This is a genomic window from Candidatus Hydrogenedentota bacterium, from assembly GCA_018005585.1.
GTDB lineage: Bacteria > Hydrogenedentota > Hydrogenedentia > Hydrogenedentales > JAGMZX01 > JAGMZX01.
Genome location: JAGMZX010000021.1, coordinates 26,714 through 47,230, shown reverse-complemented (window position 1 = coordinate 47,230; position 20,517 = coordinate 26,714). Strand labels below are relative to the sequence as shown.

Genomic DNA, 20,517 nt, shown 5'->3' with positions numbered 1-20,517 from the left:
CGCGCATGGCCGCGCCCGCGCTTGCCGCGTTCAAGCACGGCGGTTAGAATGCGCCCCAACGTCCGCATGATCGGAGCCGACGACCGTGTCCGCACACTACGACCTTTCCATCGTCATACCCGCGTACAACGAGGAACGCCGGATCTCGGCGACGCTCGCGGGGCTCGACGCCTTTGCGCGCCGGTCGGGGCTCTCCTGCGAGGTCTGCGTGGTCCTGGATGGCTGCACCGACGGCACGGCAGCCGTGGTCCGCGCATTCCTCGAAGGCGACCCGGCAGCGGACTTTCTCTTGATCGAACTGCCCGCGAATGCGGGCAAGGGCGCCGCGGTAAAACACGGGGTCATGCAAGCGCACGGCAAGGTCGTGGCGTTCACCGATGCCGACCTGCCCTATGCGCTGGACCGCGTGCCCGAGGTACTGGACCTGTTCCGTCGGGAACCCGGCCTCCAACTCGTGGTGGGCGCGCGGGACTTGGACGCGTCGCAGCAGTCCGCGCCGGTCCCATTGCGGCGGCGCTTCTTGGGCGGCGCATACTCGGTCCTCGTGCGCAGCGTGCTGAACACGCGCATCGCCGATACGCAATGCGGTTTCAAGTTCTTTCGCGGCGACACGGTCAGGCGACTTTTCGAACGCGTCACGATCCCCGGGTTCGGTTTCGACGTCGAGGTAATCCATATTGCGCGGGTGAACCGGTGGCGTATCGAGCGCGTGCCGGTGCACCTGTTGAACATGGACGGATCGAGCATGCGGCTCGTGCGCGATTCCACGCGCATGTTCTGGGAATTGCTGCTGATCCGGCTGCGCGATTTGCGCCGGTTTTATGCGCTGGACCTCGAGCGCGACCAAATCCCGGCGGAATATCAACATCGCGCGCTGCACGAAGGCCGGCGCGCGCAACGGACCTGGCATGGCAACCGGCTGCGCATGTTGGCGCACGTGCTGCGCGCGCACAAAGTCGCCGGCCGCGGCATCGACGCGGGCTGCGGTTCGGGCATCGCGCTACCGGAGCTCGTGAAGGTGTCTCCGCTTGTTGTGGCGCTCGACAACAACCCGGCATGCCTGACCTTCGTGAAGGCAGTCTACGGCGCCGCCGGCTGCTCGCCTGTCGCGGGCGCTGTTCAACTACTCCCCTTGCGCGACGCCGCGCTGGACTGGGCCACGCTGCTCGAAGTGATCGAACATCACACGCCAGAAGACGGGCAGCGCACCATCGAGGAACTGCGCCGCGTCTTGAAACCGGGCGGCTTACTGTTCCTGACCACGCCGAACCGGCGCAGCGCGTGGCCGCTGGTCGAGTATCTGCTCGACAGCCTTGGCTTGACGCCGCGCATGGGCGGCGATCAGCATTTGAGCAGTTTTGACCGGCGCAGCCTGCGCGCGCTGCTGGAGAACCACGGATACGAGGTGATTACGCTGGGCGCGTTCAATTTCGTCAGCCCGTGGCTGGGCATTCTGTCTCAAGGCTTGGCCGGCGCGGTCTTCCAGGTCGAGCAACGGCTCACGTGGCTGCCGGGCGCCTTGCTGTTTTGCCTCGCTCGCAAGCGTGCGCAGGGAACATGAAATATCTGGCAATGCGCGAACAAGCCGGCGAGCCGCGCTTGTCTGTTCCTCATCAGACAGTCCGGGTCTTCCCGTAACGGGGCGCGTCTGTCCCCTGCGTCACCATTCGAAGCCGAACAACGCCATGATCCAGGAGAAGAGCGGGCTGAAGAACGCGCCCGTAATGCGCTCAATCACCGCGTACGCCACCGCTGCGAGCAAGTCCTGCCACATGCCTTGCCTCCCGCGAATTGCCGGTCAACGCGCCGTCATTCCGCATCCTCGCCGAATCCCAGCCAAGCCATGATCCGTTCATTCAGATAATCAAGAAAGAATTGCAGCGCCGCGGCCAAGGCAACGCTGAAGAGATTGACTAGTTCGACAACAAGCATACGCTCGCTCTCCCGTCCTTGCGCCCGGCGCAACATCCCGATTCAGAATATAATGCCAGTCTCGAAGAAGAAGTAATCCGCGTCGTCATCGTCGCTGCCGCCGTTGAAATCGAGGCCGTTCGCCTGAACGAAATGGCCGCGGCGCAGCCCTTCGCCGGCGAACAGGTGAGACCAGCCCGCGCAGAAGTACACATCGTCCGAGTAGTAGTAGGTCGCATCGATATACGTTTCCCAGCCCAGGCTGGCATTATTCGTGCGGCTCAGAAACGCAATCCACGGGACCACGGGGCGCGCGAAGGGTTCGTCCGCGCGCAAGTGGCTCAACAGGAGGGACATCTCCAGAGACTCCGTGGGCATGGCGCCGATGCCCGCCGAGAACACGTGCACGTTCGACAAGTCGGTGCCGTCGAGAAAATTGCTCAAGTACACATCGGAGAACAGCCTGTTGAAGCTCACGCTCGACGCGCGGTAGAAGGGATTGAACAAGGCTTCAAGCCAGGTTTCGAACGCGATGTCACGCCGGTCTTCGCCGCCGCAATAGGCATACCCCGCGTGAATGCGAGGCGTCCACGCGGTCTCCCATGTATACCCGCTCTCGACCCGCACGGCCCAGGCGCCGTATTCCGCGCCCTCGTCCCCGTACAAGACTGGCCTGAACAGGTAGCCTGCCCGGTCCGCGTCCCCCCACTGATACGCAACCTCGGCATCGAAATCGAACGCTCCAACCTCGCCGGCGGCGCGCAGGCCGGCCGTATGAATGTTCGTCGTGCCGTAGTCGTCAACGCCGACAAGGCTCTCGAACCATTCGCCAATCAGGCCGGATTCCACGTCTTCCAGCGTGCCCGCATCGCGAAGCCAGAGCCAGTAGCCATCGAACACAATATTCTCGAGGCCCAGGTAGCTCGCGTAAACACCGCCGAAACCCACGTCGCCGTCTTCTTCGACCGCGCCGTTTTCCGCCAGTTTAGACCACCAGGCGTCGAGGCTGACCGCTTCTGTCGCACAGGTAAGACGGACGGCGTCAAAGGAAAGGCCATAAAGGGGGATCGCCCCGTAGTCGTTGTTGCCGGCGAGCCACTCGCTGCCGAAGGCGAGTTCCTGCCGGCCCAGGCGCAGATGAAGCGGCAAATCGAAAGGATTCCCGGCGTCGACGTAAGCCTGGTACACCTCGACATCATCCACGGATGTCCCTCGCGCGTCGACGCCGCTCACGTAGTTGGAGCGGAAATCCTCACTCCAGACCCCGACGCTGTCGCATTCGATGAAAACGCCTACGTCGTCCGTGAAATCCGCCGACAGGTGCAGCCGCGTCCATTGGCTAACGAGCGTGTAGCCGCCCACGCGGTCGTCCCAACCATAACCGCTGTAGAGCGCGTTCCCTTCCGTCCCGAGGGGCCTGCCCCAAAACCAGGAGGCGGGCCGGCGCAACTCGGCTTCCGCGGGATAGGCATGGCGGTAGTACTCGCCCAGGATGGTGATCTGCCCGCCAATCGAGACGTTTTGCAGTTCCGCGTGCGCGCCCGCGCTCACGAGCGCTGCCAGCAGTCCTAACGGAGTTGTCGAGCAGATTCTGGCCATATCCTTCCGCCTCCCCGCGCCCCGCCAATAGAACACCGCTCCGTCGGCTAGCTTATGTCATCAACGCGGCGAGGAACAAGACCGCGAATCTCTGCTATCTTTGGACGAGACCCGCGTGCAAAACGCGGCGCGAATCTCCGCGGAGCGTGTCCGCAAGCTGCTATAGAGACAGGAAAAGAAAGGGATCCGATAATGACTCAGCTGACACGTCGCGCATGGTTGGAAAGGGCAGTTGCGGGCGCGGCCGCGTTGACGCTGGCGCCGCCAGGCGGCGCGGGGGCGGAAGCACCTGTCCGGCGCCCGCCGAATATCGTCTTCATCCTGGCGGATGATCTCGGTTACGGCGATCTCGGCTGCTATGGACAGGCACGGATTCGCACCCCCCGGATCGATGCCATGGCCGCCGAAGGCATGCGGTTTACCGGCGCCTACGCAGGCAGCACGGTGTGCGCGCCGTCGCGTTGCGCGCTGATGACCGGCCTGCACACGGGACACTGCACCGTGCGCGGCAACAAGCTGGTGCCGCTGCTGCCGGAAGACGTGACCGTTGCCGAAGTGTTGCGCGGCGCGGGCTACGCCACGGCGCTGATTGGCAAGTGGGGCCTTGGCGAACCGGACACGACGGGACTGCCGAACCGGCAAGGCTTCGATTACTTCTTCGGCTATCTCAACCAGGGCCACGCGCACAATTCCTACCCGGATTACCTCTGGCGTAACGAAGAACGGGTCGCGTTCGAAGAGAACGTGCAGAGCGAGAAACGCGGCGTAGCGGCCCGGTGCAACAGATACAGCAACGATCTTTTCACGGAGGAAGCGCTCCAATTCATCGACAGGCAGCAGAACCAGCCGTTCTTCCTCTATCTGGCCTGCACCATCCCACACGCGAACAACGAACGCGGCAACGCCGAAGGCAACGGCATGGAAGTGCCGTCCGACGCGCCCTACGGTGAACAGCCGTGGCCGCAGCCGCAGAAGAACCACGCCGCCATGATCACGCGGCTCGACGGCGACGTGGGCCGCGTGCTCGACCGGCTGCGCGACCGGGGCCTCGCCGATAACACCATTGTTTTCTTCTCCAGCGACAACGGACCGCACAAAGAGGGCGGCGCCGACCCGGCCTTCTTCAAGAGTTCGGGGCCGCTGCGCGGCATCAAGCGCGACTTGTACGACGGCGGCATTCGCGTGCCGCTGGTCGCCTGGGCGCCGGGCAGGATCGCCGCCGGCGCGACCAGCGACCACGTCTGCGCCTTCTGGGACTTTCTGCCCACCGCCGCGGAACTCGCGGGCGCGGAGCCGCCGCCAAACCTGGACGGCGTCTCTTTCGCGCCGGCGCTGTTGGGCGAAGAAGGCAGGCAAATCGGGCACGAGTTCCTGTATTGGGAGTTCCATGAGGGCGGATTCAAGCAGGCCGTGAGAATCGGAACCTACAAGGCCGTACGCCCCGGCACGGAAACTCCTATCGAGGTCTACGACCTTGAGGCGGACCCGGGCGAACGGCAGGACATCGCCTCCGCGCACCTGGACCTCGTCGCGCGCGCAGCGCGGCTTTTCCGCGTGCAGCGCACGGAATCGCCGCACTGGCCGCTGCCGCGCTAGTCCAGCAGCGACAGCATTTCATGATAGTGCGTGAACCGTTCGCGCGGCTTCTTGACCGCCTGGCCGCGCGCGATTTCGGCCTCATCGATGACGCGCCAGTCGGCCATGCTGACGGGGCGCGACCCGCGGTCGCGCAACAGGTCGAGCAGCGGCTGCGTGTCCGGCACCGCGCATGGAACCAGCTTCGGCAGATCCTCGACGAGGCGTTCGACCGTCTCCGCGCTGCACGGCTTGTTGGTCCCGATGATGCCCGTCGGGCCGCGCTTGATCCACCCCGCGACGTAGAGGCCGGTGACGGGTTTGCCGTTCTCCGTGACGCGCCCGCCTTCGTTCGGGATCACGCCGTAGCGCTCGTTGAACGGCACGCCGGGCAGCGGCACACCGCGGTAGCCTATGCTGCGGAACAACAGGCCGCAGGGCAGGCGCATCGTCTCGCCCGTGCTGCGCGCGTGGCGGCTGCCCGCGGGGCCGGCCAGTTCGTTGCGGCCCAGCAAGACTTCCTGCAGACGGCCCACGCCGCGCAGCTTGATTGGGCTCCACAGAAACTTGAAGTGCAGGCGCTTGCGCTTGTCCGGACAAGGCGGCCGCGCCGCGAATTCGCCCAGGTATTTCAGGTTGTTTGCTTTCGTCGGGTCCTTGAAGTCTTCCTCGTCCTCGGGCGCGATGCGCAGGTCTTCCGGGTCTACGAGCGGGGCGCAATCAGCCAGCTCGCCCAGTTCCTTCAACTCTTTCGTCGTGAACTTCGCCTGGGCCGGCCCCCGGCGCGCGACGATGTATACGTCGCGGATGCGGCTCTCCGAAAGCGCATCCAGCGCGTGCTGCGCGATCTCCGTGTGCCGCAGTTCCTTCACCGACTTGCACAGGATGCGCGCCACGTCGATGGCGACATTGCCCGCGCCCACGATGACCGCGACCTCCTGTGAAAGGTCGAAGGTCAGATGCCGGTAGTCGGGATGGCCGTTGTACCAGCCGACGAATTGCGTCGCCCCGTGGCTTCCGGGCAGTTCCTCGCCCGCAATGGCCATGCGCTGGTCCGTTTCGGTGCCGCACGCCAGCAGCAGCGCGTCGTAGTACCGCTGCAGTTCGGGCACCGTAACGTGGTAGCCCACTTCCACGTTGCCCAGGAACCGGAAGCGCTCATTTGAAGCGATGCGCTCGTACACCTGGATCACGTTGCGGATGCGCGGGTGATCCGGCGCCACCCCGCCCCGTACGAGCCCGAACGGCGTCGGCAGCCGGTCAAACATGTCTACGTCCGCCACGATCCCGCTCTTGAACAGCGCGTCCGCCGCATAAAAGCCGCTCGGGCCACTGCCAATAATCGCGACGCGCAAGGGCCGCTCGATTGTGGCTGAAACAGTCATCCAATGCTCCTAGCTGTGTTTCTAAGCAGGACTCAGGGCCGGATAACCGCGCAAACCGGACGGCCGGGATAATCCTTGGTCGGGATGGAAGCGCAGTCGACAGACCGTCCACGGCCGGGGCCCCGTCGGCCGCGCCGCAGTCTAGCAGAATCGCCCGTGATTTTTACACGGCTCCTGACGGGTTCAACTTCCGCAGCAACAGTTCCAAATCATGCGGCGCATGGCCCGAATAGTGATTGTTCACGTAACCAAAGACCTGCACTTTTCTGTCCAACAACGTTTTGATGGGCGGGATCCATTCCTCAAGGTCGCGCGCGCGGTCGATGACCGGCTCACCCCATATCGTCGTCAGCTTCTCAATCCCCTTCCGGTCGCCCAGCCAGCGGATATAGACGAAATCCGCGGTCACGACGCCATCGTGCCGGAACAACGCGTCCGGACGCGGCATCCACGGATGGTCGATGAGCGCGAGCGCCACACCGTGTGCCCGCAGCAGGTCGAACAGCGCCGGGCGCAGCCACGTCTTGTTGCGCACCTCGACCGCAAAACGCGGTTCGCCTCGGGGCAACGTCTCCAGGAACGGGCCCAGCCGGTCCAGGAACTCCTGCACGTGAACGCCGCGTGCCTTCGCAAAATAAGGGAATTGCAGCAGCACGGGGCCAAGTCTCCCGGCCAGGAGAGCCATCGTGCCCAGGTACGCCTCCATATCCGCTGCGCAGCCCTCCAGACACTTCTCGTGCGTGACGGTTTTGGGGGCCTTGACCGCGAAGACAAAACCCTCCGGCGTCTGGTCACGCCATCGCGCAACCGTGTCCCGCTTCGGCGTCCCGTAAAAGGTTGCGTCGATTTCAACCGTCGTGTAGCGCCGCGCGTAGGCCGACAGATACTCCGCAGGCCGGGTATCGTGTCCGTAGAAGGTCGCTTCCCAGCCCTTGGCCGTCCAACTGCAGGTACCCAACCGCAAGCCGTGTCTCGGAGTTTCCATGGGGTTGCCCTTTCCTCATCAAGAGCCTGGGGGCCCTGTCTGCGATTATCCTAACACTTTGGGGCACAAAGACATTCGCAAGGCTGCGGCAGGGGTCCGTCGAAGCCGCCGGACCGGGCCGGCAGGCGCCCTTCGGCGCACCCAGAGGCTTTATTGATTTTTGTGTATCGAGATGATATGATTTCAATAAAGTCTGGAATCTCAATAGAATTACCTGTGAGATCGCCAAATATGCGTAGCAATTTCACTGTCGACCTTATGGCCTCTTCCCTTTCCTCCCCTCATTCCCCGCGCCGAGCAGCCGCCCGGCTGCTCGGCGCCCTCTTCTTTCTCCTGGGCACCGGGGTGTACGCGAATGAGGGCGCGCTCTTGTTTGGGAACGACGCCCAGCACCTTGCGCGCGGCGCAAGCGGGGTTGCCAGCCCGCGCAGCGCGTACTGGAGTTACCTGAACCCGGCCAGCATGGTCGACCTTGACCGGCGCATCGACCTGAACTGGTACACGGTGTTCACGAACATCCAGTTGAGGCCGCGCGGCCTGCTCGGCAATCGCTTCGACGGCAACCAGGAGTCCCGGGACATCTTTAATATCACCTCGGGCGGCGTTATCTGGCCATTGGAGCGGGGCACGCTGGGCGTCGGCCTCTACATTCCCAGCGGTACGGGCACGGACTACGGGCACTCCCGCAACTGGCTTAGCCGGGTCTTCCAGGGGAACGCGGACCGGAAGCTGATGTATCAGCACGCCCGGCTCGTGCTCGCATACGCCCATGAATTCGACAACGGCTGGGCCGTCGGCTTCGGCCTGCACGGGTCCGTGTCGCGGTTCAAGTCGGACCATCTCACGCTGTCCCTGCGGCCGGCCGAAGCGGGATTCGACTGGGACGAGGCGCTGGGCGCGGGTTTCAATGTGGGCGTCTACAAGGCTTGGGAGAAATGGTCTGTTGGCGCGGTATATGCGTCGCGGCACTGGTCCCAGCACTTCGAGGAGTTCGAGGACCTTCTCTCCCACACTCTGGACACCCCGCACACATTTCAGTGCGGCGTCGCATACCGGGTAACGCCGCGCGTGGAGCTGACGCTGGACTACAAATTCCTGTGGTGGGAGGAGGTGGCGGCGTACGGCAACAGCGTGGCGGACGGCGGCTTTGGCTGGAAGAACCAGCACGGGCTCAAGTTCGGCGTGGAATTCAAGGCCACGGACCGGCTGCGCCTCATGGCGGGTTTCGCCCATTCCACATCCCCGATAACGGAAGAGCACGCGTTCATGAGCGCTTTGTGCCCCGTGACGGTCGAGGACCATGTGACCGTCGGCCTGACCTACGCGATCAACGACCGGCACGAATTGCACTTCGCGATGGTTCACGGCTTCCTGAACATGGTAAAAGACTCCGGGAACGGCGACATCTTCTCGTTCCTGGGCCGGGGCACCAGCGTTGGTTCCGACGGCAACAGTCTCGCGTTCGGCTATTCCTACAAGTTCTGACGCACGCGCACCGGCATGCCACGGCGCAGGCCGAACGCCGCGGCCGCGCTGCCGCGGTTGACCGCAATCTCCAAGTACCCGCTGCTGCCAATGAGCGCCAGCGCACCGTCCCGTGACGCGTCGCCGTAAGTTCGGCTGATCGCGGGGACCGTAACGCCCGGCGCATGCACTTCCGGGGCGCGCAATGAGCAGACCAGACTTTCCGGGATGTTCGTAATGGCGTTCCCGAACCGGTCAATGTGAACGATCTCGCCCAAGACCGTCTTACCCGGCCCGGTGCGCGGTTCCGGAGCGTCCAACTGCGCGATACGGTCCAGCGGCGGCCCCACCGATGCGAGGTCCGCCCCGGCGGCGACCCGTGCGGCGGCCGGCGCAAAGACGTCGCGGCCGTGGAAGGTCGCGCTGATTGCGGGGAGCATGAACGCCGCGTTGTTGATGACGTGGGCCCGCTCGAAATCGCAGGCGCGCAACACAAAGGTGAGCACGCCATTGTCCGGGCAGACGAAGACCTGCCCGCCCGCCGCCACGGCAATGGGGAGGCGGTCCGTGCCGACCCCCGGGTCCACCACGACGAGATGGACCGTGCCCACGGGGAACCAAGGCGCGGCCCCAGCCAGAAACAGCGCCGCTTCCCAGATATCCTGGGGCGCAATGTCGTGCATGAGGTCCACCACGGGCGCCTCCGGGCACACGCGCAGAATCACGCCTTTCATCGCCGCGACATAGGGATCGCGCGCGCCGAAATCGGTGGTCAAGGTGATCGGGCTGGCCATATCTCCTGTCCTGGTCCCGGCGGCGCCTTGCCGGGCTACGGCCTTTGCTGGATTATAGCCGGAGAACCGGCGCCCGCACGGCTTCGGCGGCGCGGGTGACGTCTTCCCGGCACGTGAACAGGATCACTTGATTATCCGCGGCGATGCGCGCGATGAGGCGCATGGTCCGCTCGAGCCGCGCATCGTCGTAATTTGCGAAGGGGTCGTCCAGCAGCATGGGCACCGATTCCCCATTGCGGCTCATGGCGCGCACGAGCGCAAGCCGCAACGCAAGGTACACCTGGTCGATGGTTCCCTTGCTGAGCGATTTCTCGGGGCGCTCGAGAACGCGGCCCGCCGCGGCCAGCGGCACGCACACGGAGAAGTCGCGTTCAAGCCGGATCTCGGCGTAAGCGCCGTCCGTGATTTCCGCCAGGTACGCGCTGGCAAGCTCGGCGAGGGCCGGTCCAATGCGGGCATGCCGGTCGCGCGCAATCTCCTGGATGTGTGCGAGCGCGTAGCTGGCCGCCTCCATTTCGAGTTCCAGGTCTTCCACCTGCCGTTCGAGGACGGCCCGCTCTTCCTCGATCTCATTCAACGAACGCACGCCCGCGGTGCGTTCCGCGATTTGGAGCAAGAGCCGGTGTTCCTCGCGCAGGTGCGCCTCGGTCTTCGCCGCGCATGCCGCGGCATCGGCCTGAATGTCGTCCCGGGAGCGGCGCGGCTTCGGCGGCAATTCGCCTGCGGTCTGGACCGCCCCGCGCAGCGCCTGGATATCTTCCCCGCGCAGCACGGCGTCCAGCTGTTCCTGCAAGGCGACCCGTTTGTCCCATATTTCCCGGTATTCACGGGCCTGCTCGGCCATGCTCCGCCACTGCTCGGTGGAGGAAACGCCCGCGCGCGCCAGCAGATGCGCGAGACCTTGCTCGCACTTCTCCAATTCCAGTTCCTCAGTCTTGACTTGGCGTTCGAGGTCGTGCGACTTTTCCTGGAGCACTTGCGCGCGCGCGCGCCGCTCGCGCGACGTGCTCTGATATTCGCGCCATGCGCGAAGCGCCGCCAGGATGTCCGGATAGTCCTGCCCGTCCGGGAAGCCGTCTTCCTGCATGGCGGCCCGAACCGTCGCCGCAAGCGCGCCTTGCTCCCCGAGCATGGCTTCAAGCTCGCTCTGGTAGCGCCGCCGCCCCTGCTGCAGCTTCTCGAGCGTGGCGCGGCAGTCCATGAAGCGCGCCTTGGCTTCCCGGTACTCCTGATACCGCGTGACCGCGCGCCCGGCCGCACGCTTGATATCGGTCTCGCCCGTTACCTCCTCGCCCACTTGGCGGAAGGTCTCCTGGAACCGCTCGAAGAGGCGCGCCACGCGATCCTCCGCCTCGGCCGCCCGGGTTTCCACCGCGGCGAGCACCTCCTCGCGCGCCGCCAGTTCCGCGAGGGCGGTCCGGTAGGCGTCATAGCGCGCTTCCAGTTCGCGCACGGTCTCGCAACCCTCGCGGCGCATCATGACGACTATCGGCGAGTCCTGCTGCGGCCGGCTTTCGTCGAGCGCCTCCAATTCCTGACTGGTCTGCTGCACGTCCGCGCGGGCCTTCTCAAGCCGCCTGCGCGCATAACCGAGATTCAGCAGAAAATAGAGCATTGCGACCAGCGTAAACGCGGCGGGAAGCAGCATGGCCGCATGGCCGAAATAGAAGTAGCCGGCCACCAGCAGCAGCATGAACGCGCCCAGACCGGCGGACAGAAACCGGAATCCGGGCAGTTTCTCCACGATTTCCTCTTCGGTGTTGCGCAAGGCCTGCAGATAGCTGGCCAGCCGGCCGCGCTGTTCGTCGAGCATGCGCTTGGTCAAGTCGTATTCGCGGGCCTTTTCCGGAAAGTCCGGGCATTCCGAGAAGAGCGATTGCGCGGCGGCGAGCCGTTCCTTGCGCTGTGCGACTTCGCGCCGCAACTGCGCGCGGCGCTCACATTCCTCGTCCCGGGTGCGCACGGCCACATCGAAGGAACTCGAGAGCTGTGTGAGCCACGCCACGGGGTCCGGGGCGAGGCGGCTGAAGTCTGGAAACGTATTGACCTGAACCTGCGCTGCGTCGATGCGCTCCTGGGCAGCCAGCACCTGCTCGTCCGCCTCGGCCAGACGCTCACGCAGCCGCTCGATGGCGGCGGCCAATTCGCCCAGGCGCGCCTCGGCAGCCTCATCGATCTCCACCGGCGCTTTGTCGCTGAGCGCGCCGGACCGGCGGAATTCCTCTTCAAACTGGCGGCGCACCTTTTTCAGTTCATCGCGCGTCCGCTTAAGCTGCACACGCGCCGTGGAGACGCGATTCTCGGCCCGTTGCACCTCCGGCAACTGGTTCAGGGGAAACTCGCGCACGGCCGCGCCCAGCGAGAAACAATGCTGCGTGGCGGTGTCGATACGCGCGGCAAGACTCTCTGCCCCGGCCAGGCGCGACGCGCGATCGTGCTGCTCGAGAAGTTGCAACTGCTGTTCCAGCGCGGCGCGGCGCGTGCGCACTTCGGCGCATTGCCGCAGCACGTTGCCCCGCTGCTCCTCGATTTCCGCGACGGCCTCCTGCGCCTCGAGCGCGGCCCGGTACTCCCGGTTGACCTCATCGAGCCGGATTCGCGCGTTTGAAAGCGGCTTTCCGCGCACGCCCGGCCGGCCGGTCGCGTCCATCCGGTCATTCAGCCGCCGCAGCGCGTTTTCCGCCGACAGCGCCTCGCCGCCCGAGTCCGCCAGGGCCAGGAGCCGCTCGCGGATCCGCGCCAGCGCTTCGCCCTCCGCCAGTTCTTCCAGCGTAAGGTGGCTTATCGTCGCGGCGCCGAGAAAGACTTCCTTCGAGAGTCCCAGATGCGCGCCCGCGAAATCCGGCTCGCCATTGCGCAACAACTCGAACTCCTCCGTGACGTCCCGGCCTTCGGTGCGGTCATAAACGCGGACGGATTCGCGCCCCGGCGCAAAGCCGCGCGTCACTTCCACCTGCCGGCCCGTGTCCAATTCGTAGACCAGCGCGCCGCCATAGCGTTCGGGGTCGCCCCAAGGCGCCCGGAAATCCCGCGCTTCGTCGTAGACCGGCTCCCCGGGATGCCGCCGCTGGCCAAAGAGCATGTCGCCGATGAACGCGCGCATGGTGGATTTGCCCCGCTCGTTCGGTCCCACGACGACCTGAAGGCCCGGCGCAAACTCGTGTGCCTGACCCGTGAGGCGGCCATAACCGTCGATGGAAATCCTGCGGATTCTCACCGGGGGTTGCCCTCCAAGCTGCGAATCGCCACATCGCTGTCGCGATAGGCCGCCAGCCCAACCTCGCGCGCCCGGGCGAGCATGCGCCGCCGCCGTTCCTCCACGGAATCCGCCAGTTGCTGATTAAGACGGCGCACGAACAGCCCCAGACTCGTGTGCGCCCGCGCCAATTCCTCATAGGCCTCCGCGGGCTCCGTTTCATCGAGCAAGTCCAGGAACGTGCAGGCATCCGAGACCGCCTCGCGGATGGCACGAAAGGACTCCCGCAGCGCGGGCGGGCACACCCCAGTCAGCGTGATCCGCGCAATGACGTCGCCTTGCGCCTCCTGTGCAAGCGCGCGTATCGCATCGGCCACGGCGTCGCGCGTATCGAGCGCCGTGCAATCCAGGTCGCGCACGACATAGGTAGTCCGCGAGACACTGGCGGGCCGCACCGTGACCCGCGGGGGGGTCTCCGCGTCCAGCTCGATTTCCAGATAATGATGCGGGCCCGTCTCGTGGAACCCGTGCCCTTCCGGCGCGCCGGAATACCAGACGTGCGTGTCAAAGCCGCCTGTGACCTGCAGAACATTGTGATAATGACCGAGCGCCAGATACGCCAGCCCCGGCGCAGCGGCGGAAGCCGCGTCAAACGGCGCGACAGGTGCCTTGTCGGGCGGCAGGTGCGTGCGTTCGGAGCCATGCGCCACGGCGACATGAACGCGGCCGTCTTCGGGGATGACCAGGCCGCCAAACGGATTGCGCGAAGGCTCCGGCCCGTCAAATCCGAAGCCGTGTATGGTCAGAGGTGCGCCGGGATGCTGCCACCCGGTCCATTCCGCGCATTCGAAAATATGCACGTTCGGCGGCCACGATTCGATGCCGTAGGGCGACGCGGGCACGGCCGGGTCTTCATTGCCCGGCGCGATCAGCACGGGCACGGGACGCACGAGCTCGAAGGCCTCGCGTAGGAAGGTGACCGTCTCGCGGCTGAGCCGGCCAAGACAAAAGAGATCGCCCGCGATGAGGACGGCATCCGCCGGCCAGGACGCGGCGCGCCGCAGGATTTCGAGCAAAAGTTCGCGCAGGCGCTGGCGGCGCCAATTGCCCTGGCTGGGCGGCATTCCGCAGCCTGCGAAAGACGCATCGAGGTGCACGTCCGATGTGTGAATAAGTCTCATAGACATACTGCCACGGCTTTGGGGCGGTAGTGTGGCAGATTCTGGCGGCGAATCCAAACACGCAGGAATCGAACCAGCGCCGTGTTTCAACTGGCGGGCACGCTATGCACTTCCCGATAACGCGGCGGACGGCCTTCCAGCGCGTCCCGGTAGCCCCGATACATCTCATAGCGCATTATGCGGCGCAAGTAGAAAGCGTAGGGGCGCGTGTTTGCGTCCAGGCGTTCGCATGCGCGCACGACGTAAGGCATCGTCAACCAGTCATAGATACGGCGCGCCCGAGACCGGTGAACGGCGTATCGCCCCAGAATAAGCGCTTCGCCCGTCTTCTGCGCCAAGGCCCGCAGCGAGTATCCAATGGCGTATGCGCGGGTGCGCGCGGCCTCGAACATCAACGGACGCCAGATATAAGCCTGCGCATGGTTCAGGTAATACGCGGAAACGCCGCGTTCGCGGAGGCGCCACCCGAATTCCGCCGCCTGAAAATGTGGGAAGATGAAGTCCACGGCGAAGCCGTCTGCTTCCAGGGCCAAGCTGCGGCCGATACTGAAGTTGTGCTCGCGCCAATCCAGATAGGATAGCGGCGCGTCCTCCGGCAGCGCCGTATATTCCTCCGGCAGAAATCCGCTGGTCAGGGTCATTGGGTCCGCTTGAGGGTGGAACAAGAGGTGGCCGACAAACGCCGCCGGGACGGCGCGTTCCTGGTGAGCCATGACATGCCGCGAGACCAGCCGCGGCCCCGCCAGCAGATCTTGGTCCAGAAACAGTACCCATTGCCCCGCAGCCTCGCGCAGCGCCAGGTTGCGTGCGTCCGGCCAGGATGCCGCGGGCGAAAGGCGTACACAGCGCGTCCGCACCGGCGCGCCTCCAGCGTACCGCTTCAGCATTTCGCCGGTCCCATCGGAGCTGTCGTTATCGAGGACGAGAATCTCGAACCGGGCCTGCGGAAAGTCTTGCACTTCCAGATGCTGGAGGCAGGTAGGGAGCGTCTCCGCGCGGTCTCGCGTAATAAGCGCGACGGTCATGTCGAATGCATCCGGCATGCAACATGCTCCCCAATACAACTGCCAACACGTGGTCTCCCGCCGCGTGTCTACGCCGGGAGAGACGCGTCTGGTCCGGTTATTACTCCGTTTAAGTCAATTGAAATCAAGGCATTACACCACGTCCACCGGCTCCCCTTGCAACGCGCGGCGAGAACCTGTGGTATAATACCTCTGGTCAACGCCACATTTGGCGTTTCTCCTTCCGCGGAGGTCTGGTGCGCTAAGACGCGTCAGACCTCTTTCTTATTTATTCCACATGCGCTCCGCCGCCTCACGCCTTGTCCAGGATGCTCTCAACGATATCCCGCCGCGTCGGAATCTCGAGAACACAGCGGAATCCCAGTGTCGGGTCGCGTTTTTCGTAGGACGCGGCAAAGGAGTCGGTAAGGCGCACGGCGGCGGCGTTATAGTGACCGCCGCGTACGGCCATGGGCACCCCAAAATCCGGCGTTCCGCCGGGCTGCGCTTCGTCCTTGGGCGCAAACGGAGAGCGCGTCCACTCGGTCACATTACCGGCCATGTCCCAGCAACCGTAGCGGCTCAAGTCCTTGCCGTAACTCTTTACCGTGGCAGGCATGCCCGCGTCGCCTGTGCCCAAGGTCTTGGCGGCGCCCTCTTCCCAGGAGTTCCCCCAGGGGTAGTCCGCGGGGATATTGCCATAGGCGGCGCGCGCCCATTGGGCTTCGGTGGGCAGCAGTTTCTGGTTTGCGGCCGCATAGGCCTGCGCATCGTAGTACGCCACCAGGACGGCGGGCCAGTCCGGCGCGTAATCCTGCGGCAGCGGATTGACCCATCCGCCCGGCGCGCGTTCACAGAATTCGCGATACTTCCCAGCGGTGACTTCGGTCTCGTCGATGAAGAACGGCGGCACGGTCACGCGCGCCCCGTTCACCTCCGTTTCGCCGGGCGGAATGAAGACCATTTCTTTCGGCCACATCAGGCAGGCCAAGTAGCATTGCAGTGCGCATTCCGCCAGCCGCGCGGCTTCCGCACCGTCTGCTTCGTTCCTTTGCTGGGCCGTTTGCCAGACTTCTTCGCCGGCATCGTATGCTTTGCGCAACGCGCCCTCGACCCGCTGGGAGCGCGTGTCCGCGGCTTCGCGCGCCCGCAGCACCAGCGGAGCCAGCAAGTCGTACCGTTCCGCTGTGCCCTCGGGCGCCGCGGACGTTTCCTCCTGTTCGGGAGCAAGCCCTCGTGCGCTCATTTCCGCCCGGTATACCCCGAAAGCCGTTGCGGCCAGCAATAACGCCGCCAGCGCCGCGCCGAGGGGCCGTCGCAGCCGCCCGCCCCCGCCCCCCGCGCCGGCGGTCCGCCTGCCGGTCTTGAGCCTGCCGCCGGTCTGAAGCGCTTGACGCAGCGGCGCTATGGCCTGCCGCAATTCGGTTGCGTTCTGGAACCGGTTCTTAGGGTCGGGCTCGACACACCGGCCGATGACCGCGTCCAATTCCGGCGGGACGGCCTTCATGATTTCCGACACGGCCTTTGGCACGCCCGTGGGCACGTTGCCGGTCAACAGCTCGTACATCATGACACCGACGCTGTAAACGTCCGCCCGCGCGTCCACGTCGCGGCTGTTGCGCAACTGCTCGGGCGCCATGTAAAACGGCGTGCCCATGACCACGGAAGCGCCGGTCAGCCGCGTGTCGGCCATCAGCTTCGAGATGCCGAAGTCCATGAGTTTCACGCGACCGTCACTGCTCAGCATCACGTTTTCCGGCTTGATGTCGCGATGAACCGTGAATTGGTGGGCGTACTCCAGCGCGGCGCAGAGTTCGTCCATGATGGTGAGCACCTGGAGCAGCGGCAGCGGCGTGTCGGGCCGCTGGCGCTCGAGCGACTGCCGCAGGGAAATGCCCTCGACGAACTCCATCGATATATAGATGATGTTCCCCGCCGTGCCGATGTCATGGACGCGCACGATGTTCGGGTGCGCGAGCCGCCGGGCGATGCGCGCCTCGTTGAAGAACCGCTCGACCACGAGCTGATCGCGCGCCAATTGCGGGAGCAGCGTTTTCAGGGCCACTTCTTCGCCGAGTGTGTTGTCGTGGACCTTGTAGATGCAGCCCATGCCGCCGCGCCCGATCAGCCGCAACACGGTGTAGCGCTGCGCAACGACCTGGCCTCTGCGGAATTGGATTTCCGAAGCCTCCGGGGGCGGCGTGGGGTCGGTACGCGCCTCAATTCGAATCTTCGGCAGAGGCGTCCTGCAATTGATGCAGACCTCCTGTCCTTCGGGATTCACGTGAAAGCATTTCGGGCATTTCAGCTTCGCCATGAATGCCTCTTTGTCCTGCGGGCCGCCGCACCCTGCGTATCAATCATCATCCTACCCGTTTTGGCGCGGCCGCGCAATGGGGCCGCCCATTTACGCGCGTTGCACCACATCTTGCGCCCGGAGCGCCGCGCGGTAGACCTGCATGCCCGCATAACGCAGAGGCTGCTGGAACAGGTACGGCGGCAGCCGGTTCCAGAACGGCGGCGGCGCGGTATCGGCCCGGCCGCCCCCGATATCCGCGAGGATATGCGGCGCAAGCAACACGCCCGCATAGTTCGCCAGGGCGACACCGTGGCCTGAGTATCCCCCGGCATAGTAGATGTTACCGTGCGCGCCCCGGACGCCAAAGCTGGGAAACATGTCGAGCGTGACGCCCAGTACGCCGCCCCATTCGTGCGTGAAGCGCACGCCCGCCAAGCTGGGGAAATAGGCGCGGAAACGGGCCTTTAGCGCCTCGAACACACGCTTGTCGCCGTCGAAATAGCGGCCTTTCCAGTACAGTTGGGCATCTTCGCCGCCGAAAGCGATGCGGTTGTCCGCCGTGAGCCGGAAATAGTGGATGAAATTGCGCGCTGTTTCGAGGCTCGCGCGTTTGGCGCCCCAGCCGATACCGCTAAGTTGCGCGTCCGTCAGCGGTTCCGTCAACACGATATACGTGTGGACCGGCAAAATGCGGGCCGGCATGAACCCCAGCGATCCGCCGTAGCCGTTCACGGCGAGCACCACGCGGCCCGCGCGGACGCCGCCTTTCGGGGTGCGCAGCGCGATACGAGGCCCTTCCGTCAGCGCGAGCAACGGCGTCTGTTCGAAAACACGCACACCGATGTTCTCCGCCGCACGTTTCAAGCTGCGTGACAGCTTGGCCGGATTCAGCACGCAGGGGTGCGGGTCGAAGACGCCGCTGCGGAAGGCGTTGCCGCGAATATAGGCTTGGAGTTCGCGCTTGTCGAGCCAGACATGATCGAAGCCCAGGCGGTGCGCCAGCTCGAATTCCTCGCGCGCGCGGCGCTCCCGGCCCGCGCATGTGTTGAGCAAGACGTAGCCCGTGGCTTCAAGGTCGCAGTCGATACCGTATTCCTCCGTGAAGCCTTTCACATGCGCGACTGCCTCGTACATGACCCGGTATACCGCGCCTGCGGCCGCCTCGCCCAGCTTGCGCGCCGTGTAGAGCAGGTCCCAGCCCAACAGCGGCATCGCGAAACCGCCGTTGCGGCCGCTGGCCCCATGCCCGGCAACAGCGCGTTCCAGCACGACCACGTCCCGTTCGGGCGCAAGCCGCTTCAGCGCGTGCGCGACGGACAGCCCCGTGAACCCGCCGCCGACCACCGCAATGTCGCAGGTGGTATCGCCTTCGAGGGGCTGGCCGGGCGTCATGTCGGCCGTCTCGTGCCAGAAACTCACCGGCCGGTAACGGCCCTCCGCGTCAAACGGCGGGTTCGCCGTGCGGAATGCGGACTCGTCCAGTTGCAGCGTCATCCGCCTGTCCTTTCTTCCGTGTCCAACAGGTACACTGCGGGCAATTGGCGGTAGCATTCGTTATAATCGAGGCCGTAGCCCACGACAAAATGGTCTTCGATCGTGAAACCCACGTAATCCGCGGTCGCCGCCGCCTGCCGCCGCGTCGGCTTGTCGAGCAGCGCGCATACCCGCAGGCTGGCAGGGGCCTGCTCCCTGACCCATTCAACCAGGCATGCGGCGGTCTTCCCCGTGTCGAGGATGTCCTCAACCAGCAGCACGTGCTGTTGCGTCAGGTCTGTCTCCGGCGTGAAGGTAAGCCGCACAACGCCGGCGGACGCGCACCCGTCGTAGCTGCGAGCGCGTATGAAATCCAGCACGGCGTCCCCATCCAACCGGCGCAGCAGGTCCGCCGCGAAGGGCAACGCGCCCTTGAGCACGGCCAGCACGACCACACGCATTCCCGCGTAGTCCCGGTTTATCTCGCGGGCCAGCGCGTCGATGCGCGCGGCGATAGCCGCCGCGCCGATCAGGGGTGGTTCAATCAGCCTCATACGCAGTCTCCCCCGGTTCGAGAGCCGCCTCAATTTCGAGAAAATGGCGCGTCCGAGGCCCCACGGCGCCCGACGACGACGGCATATAGCCCACGACCCAGAAAATGCGCGCGTCATCAGCAATCAGCGGCACAGCGTCGCGGCATGGCGCCGGAACGCCGCGGTCGATGAAGAAATCGCTCAGTTTCTTTTCTCCGTGCATGCCCAGCGGCGCAAAACGGTCGCCGGGACGCCGCACGCGCACGTAAAGGCGCGCGCCAACTTCGTCCGCGTCGAAAACTTGCCGTGCGGGCGTGCAGTACGCGCGCAGCGGTCTGTCCGGCGCGTTGTCGAGGCGCCGCGCGACAAACCGGCGGCCCAGCGCGCGGGTTTCGCCGGGAATCAGCAACGGCTCGCACACCACAACCGGTTTCCGCCCGCTGGACACGAAGAAGGTCGCGGCGCGGCTGTTGTACAGATACACGCCACCACCGATGTCGAGCCGCCGTCCCGTCGCACCGTACAGGATGAATGCCGTTGCCGCAAGGACGCGCGCAAAATCGCAGCCGACGCCCCAGCGCTGCGCCAGTCGCGCGACGCAACCGCGGCGCAACGCCTCGGTCAACCCCGCAAACTGCGCGCGGTCAATCGCGCCCGCCGCGTTCACGCTGCGCGCCAGCGCCTCCTCCTCCAGGGGCCGCAACAGCGCGTTCTGAAGCCGCTGCATCTCGGCAAGCCGCAACAGCGCCGCACGCACGCCCGGGTTGTAGCGCCGTTCCAGCAGAGGCAGCAACTCGTGCCGCACGCGATTACGGGGGATGGACTGGTCAGCGTTCGTGACGTCGGTGCAGTAGCGCAGCCGCTTCCCCTTGAGATAGGCGAGAATCTCCGGCCGGCTGCAATCCAGCAGCGGGCGGACAATTCGGAGACCTTCAGCCACGCGCACGGGCGGAATGCCCGCCAGTCCGTGGATCCCACTGCCGCGAATAATACGCAGCAGCAAGGTCTCGGCCTGGTCGTCCGCGTGATGGCCCGTCGCGATGACGCCGATGGACCGCTCGCGCGCAATGCGCAGGAGAAACGCATAGCGCGCGTCGCGCGCATGCTGTTCAAAGGAT

Annotated in this window: 14 protein-coding genes; 3 read left to right on the top strand and 11 right to left on the bottom strand. The window is 65.2% G+C overall.

Going from position 1 to position 20,517, the window contains the following annotated elements; translation table 11 throughout:
- The first annotated feature begins 85 nt into the window (after positions 1-85).
- Positions 86-1,561 carry a glycosyltransferase gene (locus KA184_05630; protein MBP8129042.1) on the top strand — a complete coding sequence of 492 codons (1,476 nt, stop codon included), beginning with the start codon at positions 86-88 and terminating at the stop codon, positions 1,559-1,561.
- A gap of 413 nt (positions 1,562-1,974) precedes the next feature.
- Here KA184_05630 and KA184_05625 read toward each other — a convergent pair whose 3' ends face one another.
- On the bottom strand, positions 1,975-3,510 hold the full coding sequence (locus KA184_05625; protein ID MBP8129041.1) for an alginate export family protein: 1,536 nt from the start codon (positions 3,508-3,510) through the stop codon (positions 1,975-1,977).
- A 192-nt stretch (positions 3,511-3,702) separates the two neighbouring features.
- Between KA184_05625 and KA184_05620 the strand changes: the two genes are divergently transcribed.
- Positions 3,703-5,106, top strand: coding sequence for an arylsulfatase (locus tag KA184_05620; protein MBP8129040.1), 1,404 nt, complete (start codon positions 3,703-3,705; stop codon positions 5,104-5,106).
- Here the strand turns inward: KA184_05620 and KA184_05615 are convergent.
- Together KA184_05615 and KA184_05610 are read right to left on the bottom strand one after the other, a co-directional pair.
- Positions 5,103-6,470, bottom strand: a complete 1,368-nt coding sequence (locus KA184_05615) for an FAD-dependent oxidoreductase (protein MBP8129039.1) — start codon at positions 6,468-6,470, stop codon at positions 5,103-5,105. The genes KA184_05620 and KA184_05615 overlap by 4 nt on opposite strands.
- A gap of 163 nt (positions 6,471-6,633) precedes the next feature.
- Positions 6,634-7,455 carry a DUF72 domain-containing protein gene (locus tag KA184_05610; protein MBP8129038.1) on the bottom strand — a complete coding sequence of 274 codons (822 nt, stop codon included), beginning with the start codon at positions 7,453-7,455 and terminating at the stop codon, positions 6,634-6,636.
- 231 nt (positions 7,456-7,686) lie between these two features.
- Here KA184_05610 and KA184_05605 point away from each other — a divergent pair, with 231 nt between their 5' ends.
- Complete coding sequence (locus tag KA184_05605; protein MBP8129037.1) at positions 7,687-8,940, top strand: outer membrane protein transport protein; 1,254 nt, start codon at positions 7,687-7,689, stop codon at positions 8,938-8,940.
- On the opposite strand, the gene KA184_05600 is transcribed toward KA184_05605, so the two are convergent.
- The 8 genes from KA184_05600 to tilS form a co-directional block, all read right to left on the bottom strand.
- Positions 8,928-9,713 (bottom strand): SAM-dependent chlorinase/fluorinase, encoded by a 786-nt coding sequence (locus KA184_05600; protein MBP8129036.1) that lies wholly within the window; start codon positions 9,711-9,713, stop codon positions 8,928-8,930. The genes KA184_05605 and KA184_05600 overlap by 13 nt on opposite strands.
- A 52-nt stretch (positions 9,714-9,765) precedes the next feature.
- The gene (locus tag KA184_05595; GenBank protein MBP8129035.1) at positions 9,766-12,930 is read right to left on the bottom strand and encodes an AAA family ATPase; all 3,165 of its coding nucleotides are present in this window, start codon (positions 12,928-12,930) and stop codon (positions 9,766-9,768) included.
- Complete coding sequence (locus tag KA184_05590) at positions 12,927-14,090, bottom strand: metallophosphoesterase (GenBank protein MBP8129034.1); 1,164 nt, start codon at positions 14,088-14,090, stop codon at positions 12,927-12,929. The genes KA184_05595 and KA184_05590 overlap by 4 nt, the downstream gene beginning before the upstream one ends.
- A gap of 86 nt (positions 14,091-14,176) precedes the next feature.
- Positions 14,177-15,133 carry a glycosyltransferase family 2 protein gene (locus tag KA184_05585; GenBank protein ID MBP8129033.1) on the bottom strand — a complete coding sequence of 319 codons (957 nt, stop codon included), beginning with the start codon at positions 15,131-15,133 and terminating at the stop codon, positions 14,177-14,179.
- Positions 15,134-15,407: 274 nt separating this feature from the next.
- Complete coding sequence (locus tag KA184_05580; protein ID MBP8129032.1) at positions 15,408-17,411, bottom strand: SUMF1/EgtB/PvdO family nonheme iron enzyme; 2,004 nt, start codon at positions 17,409-17,411, stop codon at positions 15,408-15,410.
- A 90-nt stretch (positions 17,412-17,501) separates the two neighbouring features.
- A complete protein-coding gene (locus KA184_05575) occupies positions 17,502-18,887 on the bottom strand; it encodes an FAD-dependent oxidoreductase (protein MBP8129031.1) in 1,386 nt (461 codons plus the stop codon).
- Entirely contained in the window at positions 18,884-19,420 is a 537-nt protein-coding gene (gene hpt / locus KA184_05570) for a hypoxanthine phosphoribosyltransferase (GenBank protein ID MBP8129030.1), read from the bottom strand. Before hpt ends, KA184_05575 begins: the two co-directional genes overlap by 4 nt.
- Positions 19,407-20,517: tRNA lysidine(34) synthetase TilS (gene tilS / locus KA184_05565; GenBank protein ID MBP8129029.1), on the bottom strand; the 1,111-nt coding region annotated here is incomplete at its 5' end. The genes tilS and hpt, both read right to left, overlap by 14 nt.

Excerpts from the sequence above, each read along its gene's own strand:
- KA184_05590 (MBP8129034.1), bottom strand. The coding sequence starts at position 14,090 with ATGAGACTTATTCACACATCGGACGTGCACCTCGATGCGTCTTTCGCA.
- KA184_05615 (MBP8129039.1), bottom strand. The coding sequence starts at position 6,470 with ATGACTGTTTCAGCCACAATCGAGCGGCCCTTGCGCGTCGCGATTATT.
- KA184_05575 (MBP8129031.1), bottom strand. The coding sequence starts at position 18,887 with ATGACGCTGCAACTGGACGAGTCCGCATTCCGCACGGCGAACCCGCCG.
- KA184_05625 (MBP8129041.1), bottom strand. The coding sequence starts at position 3,510 with ATGGCCAGAATCTGCTCGACAACTCCGTTAGGACTGCTGGCAGCGCTC.
- KA184_05610 (MBP8129038.1), bottom strand. The coding sequence starts at position 7,455 with ATGGAAACTCCGAGACACGGCTTGCGGTTGGGTACCTGCAGTTGGACG.
- KA184_05605 (MBP8129037.1), top strand. The coding sequence starts at position 7,687 with ATGCGTAGCAATTTCACTGTCGACCTTATGGCCTCTTCCCTTTCCTCC.
- hpt (MBP8129030.1), bottom strand. The coding sequence starts at position 19,420 with ATGAGGCTGATTGAACCACCCCTGATCGGCGCGGCGGCTATCGCCGCG.
- KA184_05580 (MBP8129032.1), bottom strand. The coding sequence starts at position 17,411 with ATGGCGAAGCTGAAATGCCCGAAATGCTTTCACGTGAATCCCGAAGGA.
- KA184_05585 (MBP8129033.1), bottom strand. The coding sequence starts at position 15,133 with ATGCCGGATGCATTCGACATGACCGTCGCGCTTATTACGCGAGACCGC.
- KA184_05620 (MBP8129040.1), top strand. The coding sequence starts at position 3,703 with ATGACTCAGCTGACACGTCGCGCATGGTTGGAAAGGGCAGTTGCGGGC.
- KA184_05600 (MBP8129036.1), bottom strand. The coding sequence starts at position 9,713 with ATGGCCAGCCCGATCACCTTGACCACCGATTTCGGCGCGCGCGATCCC.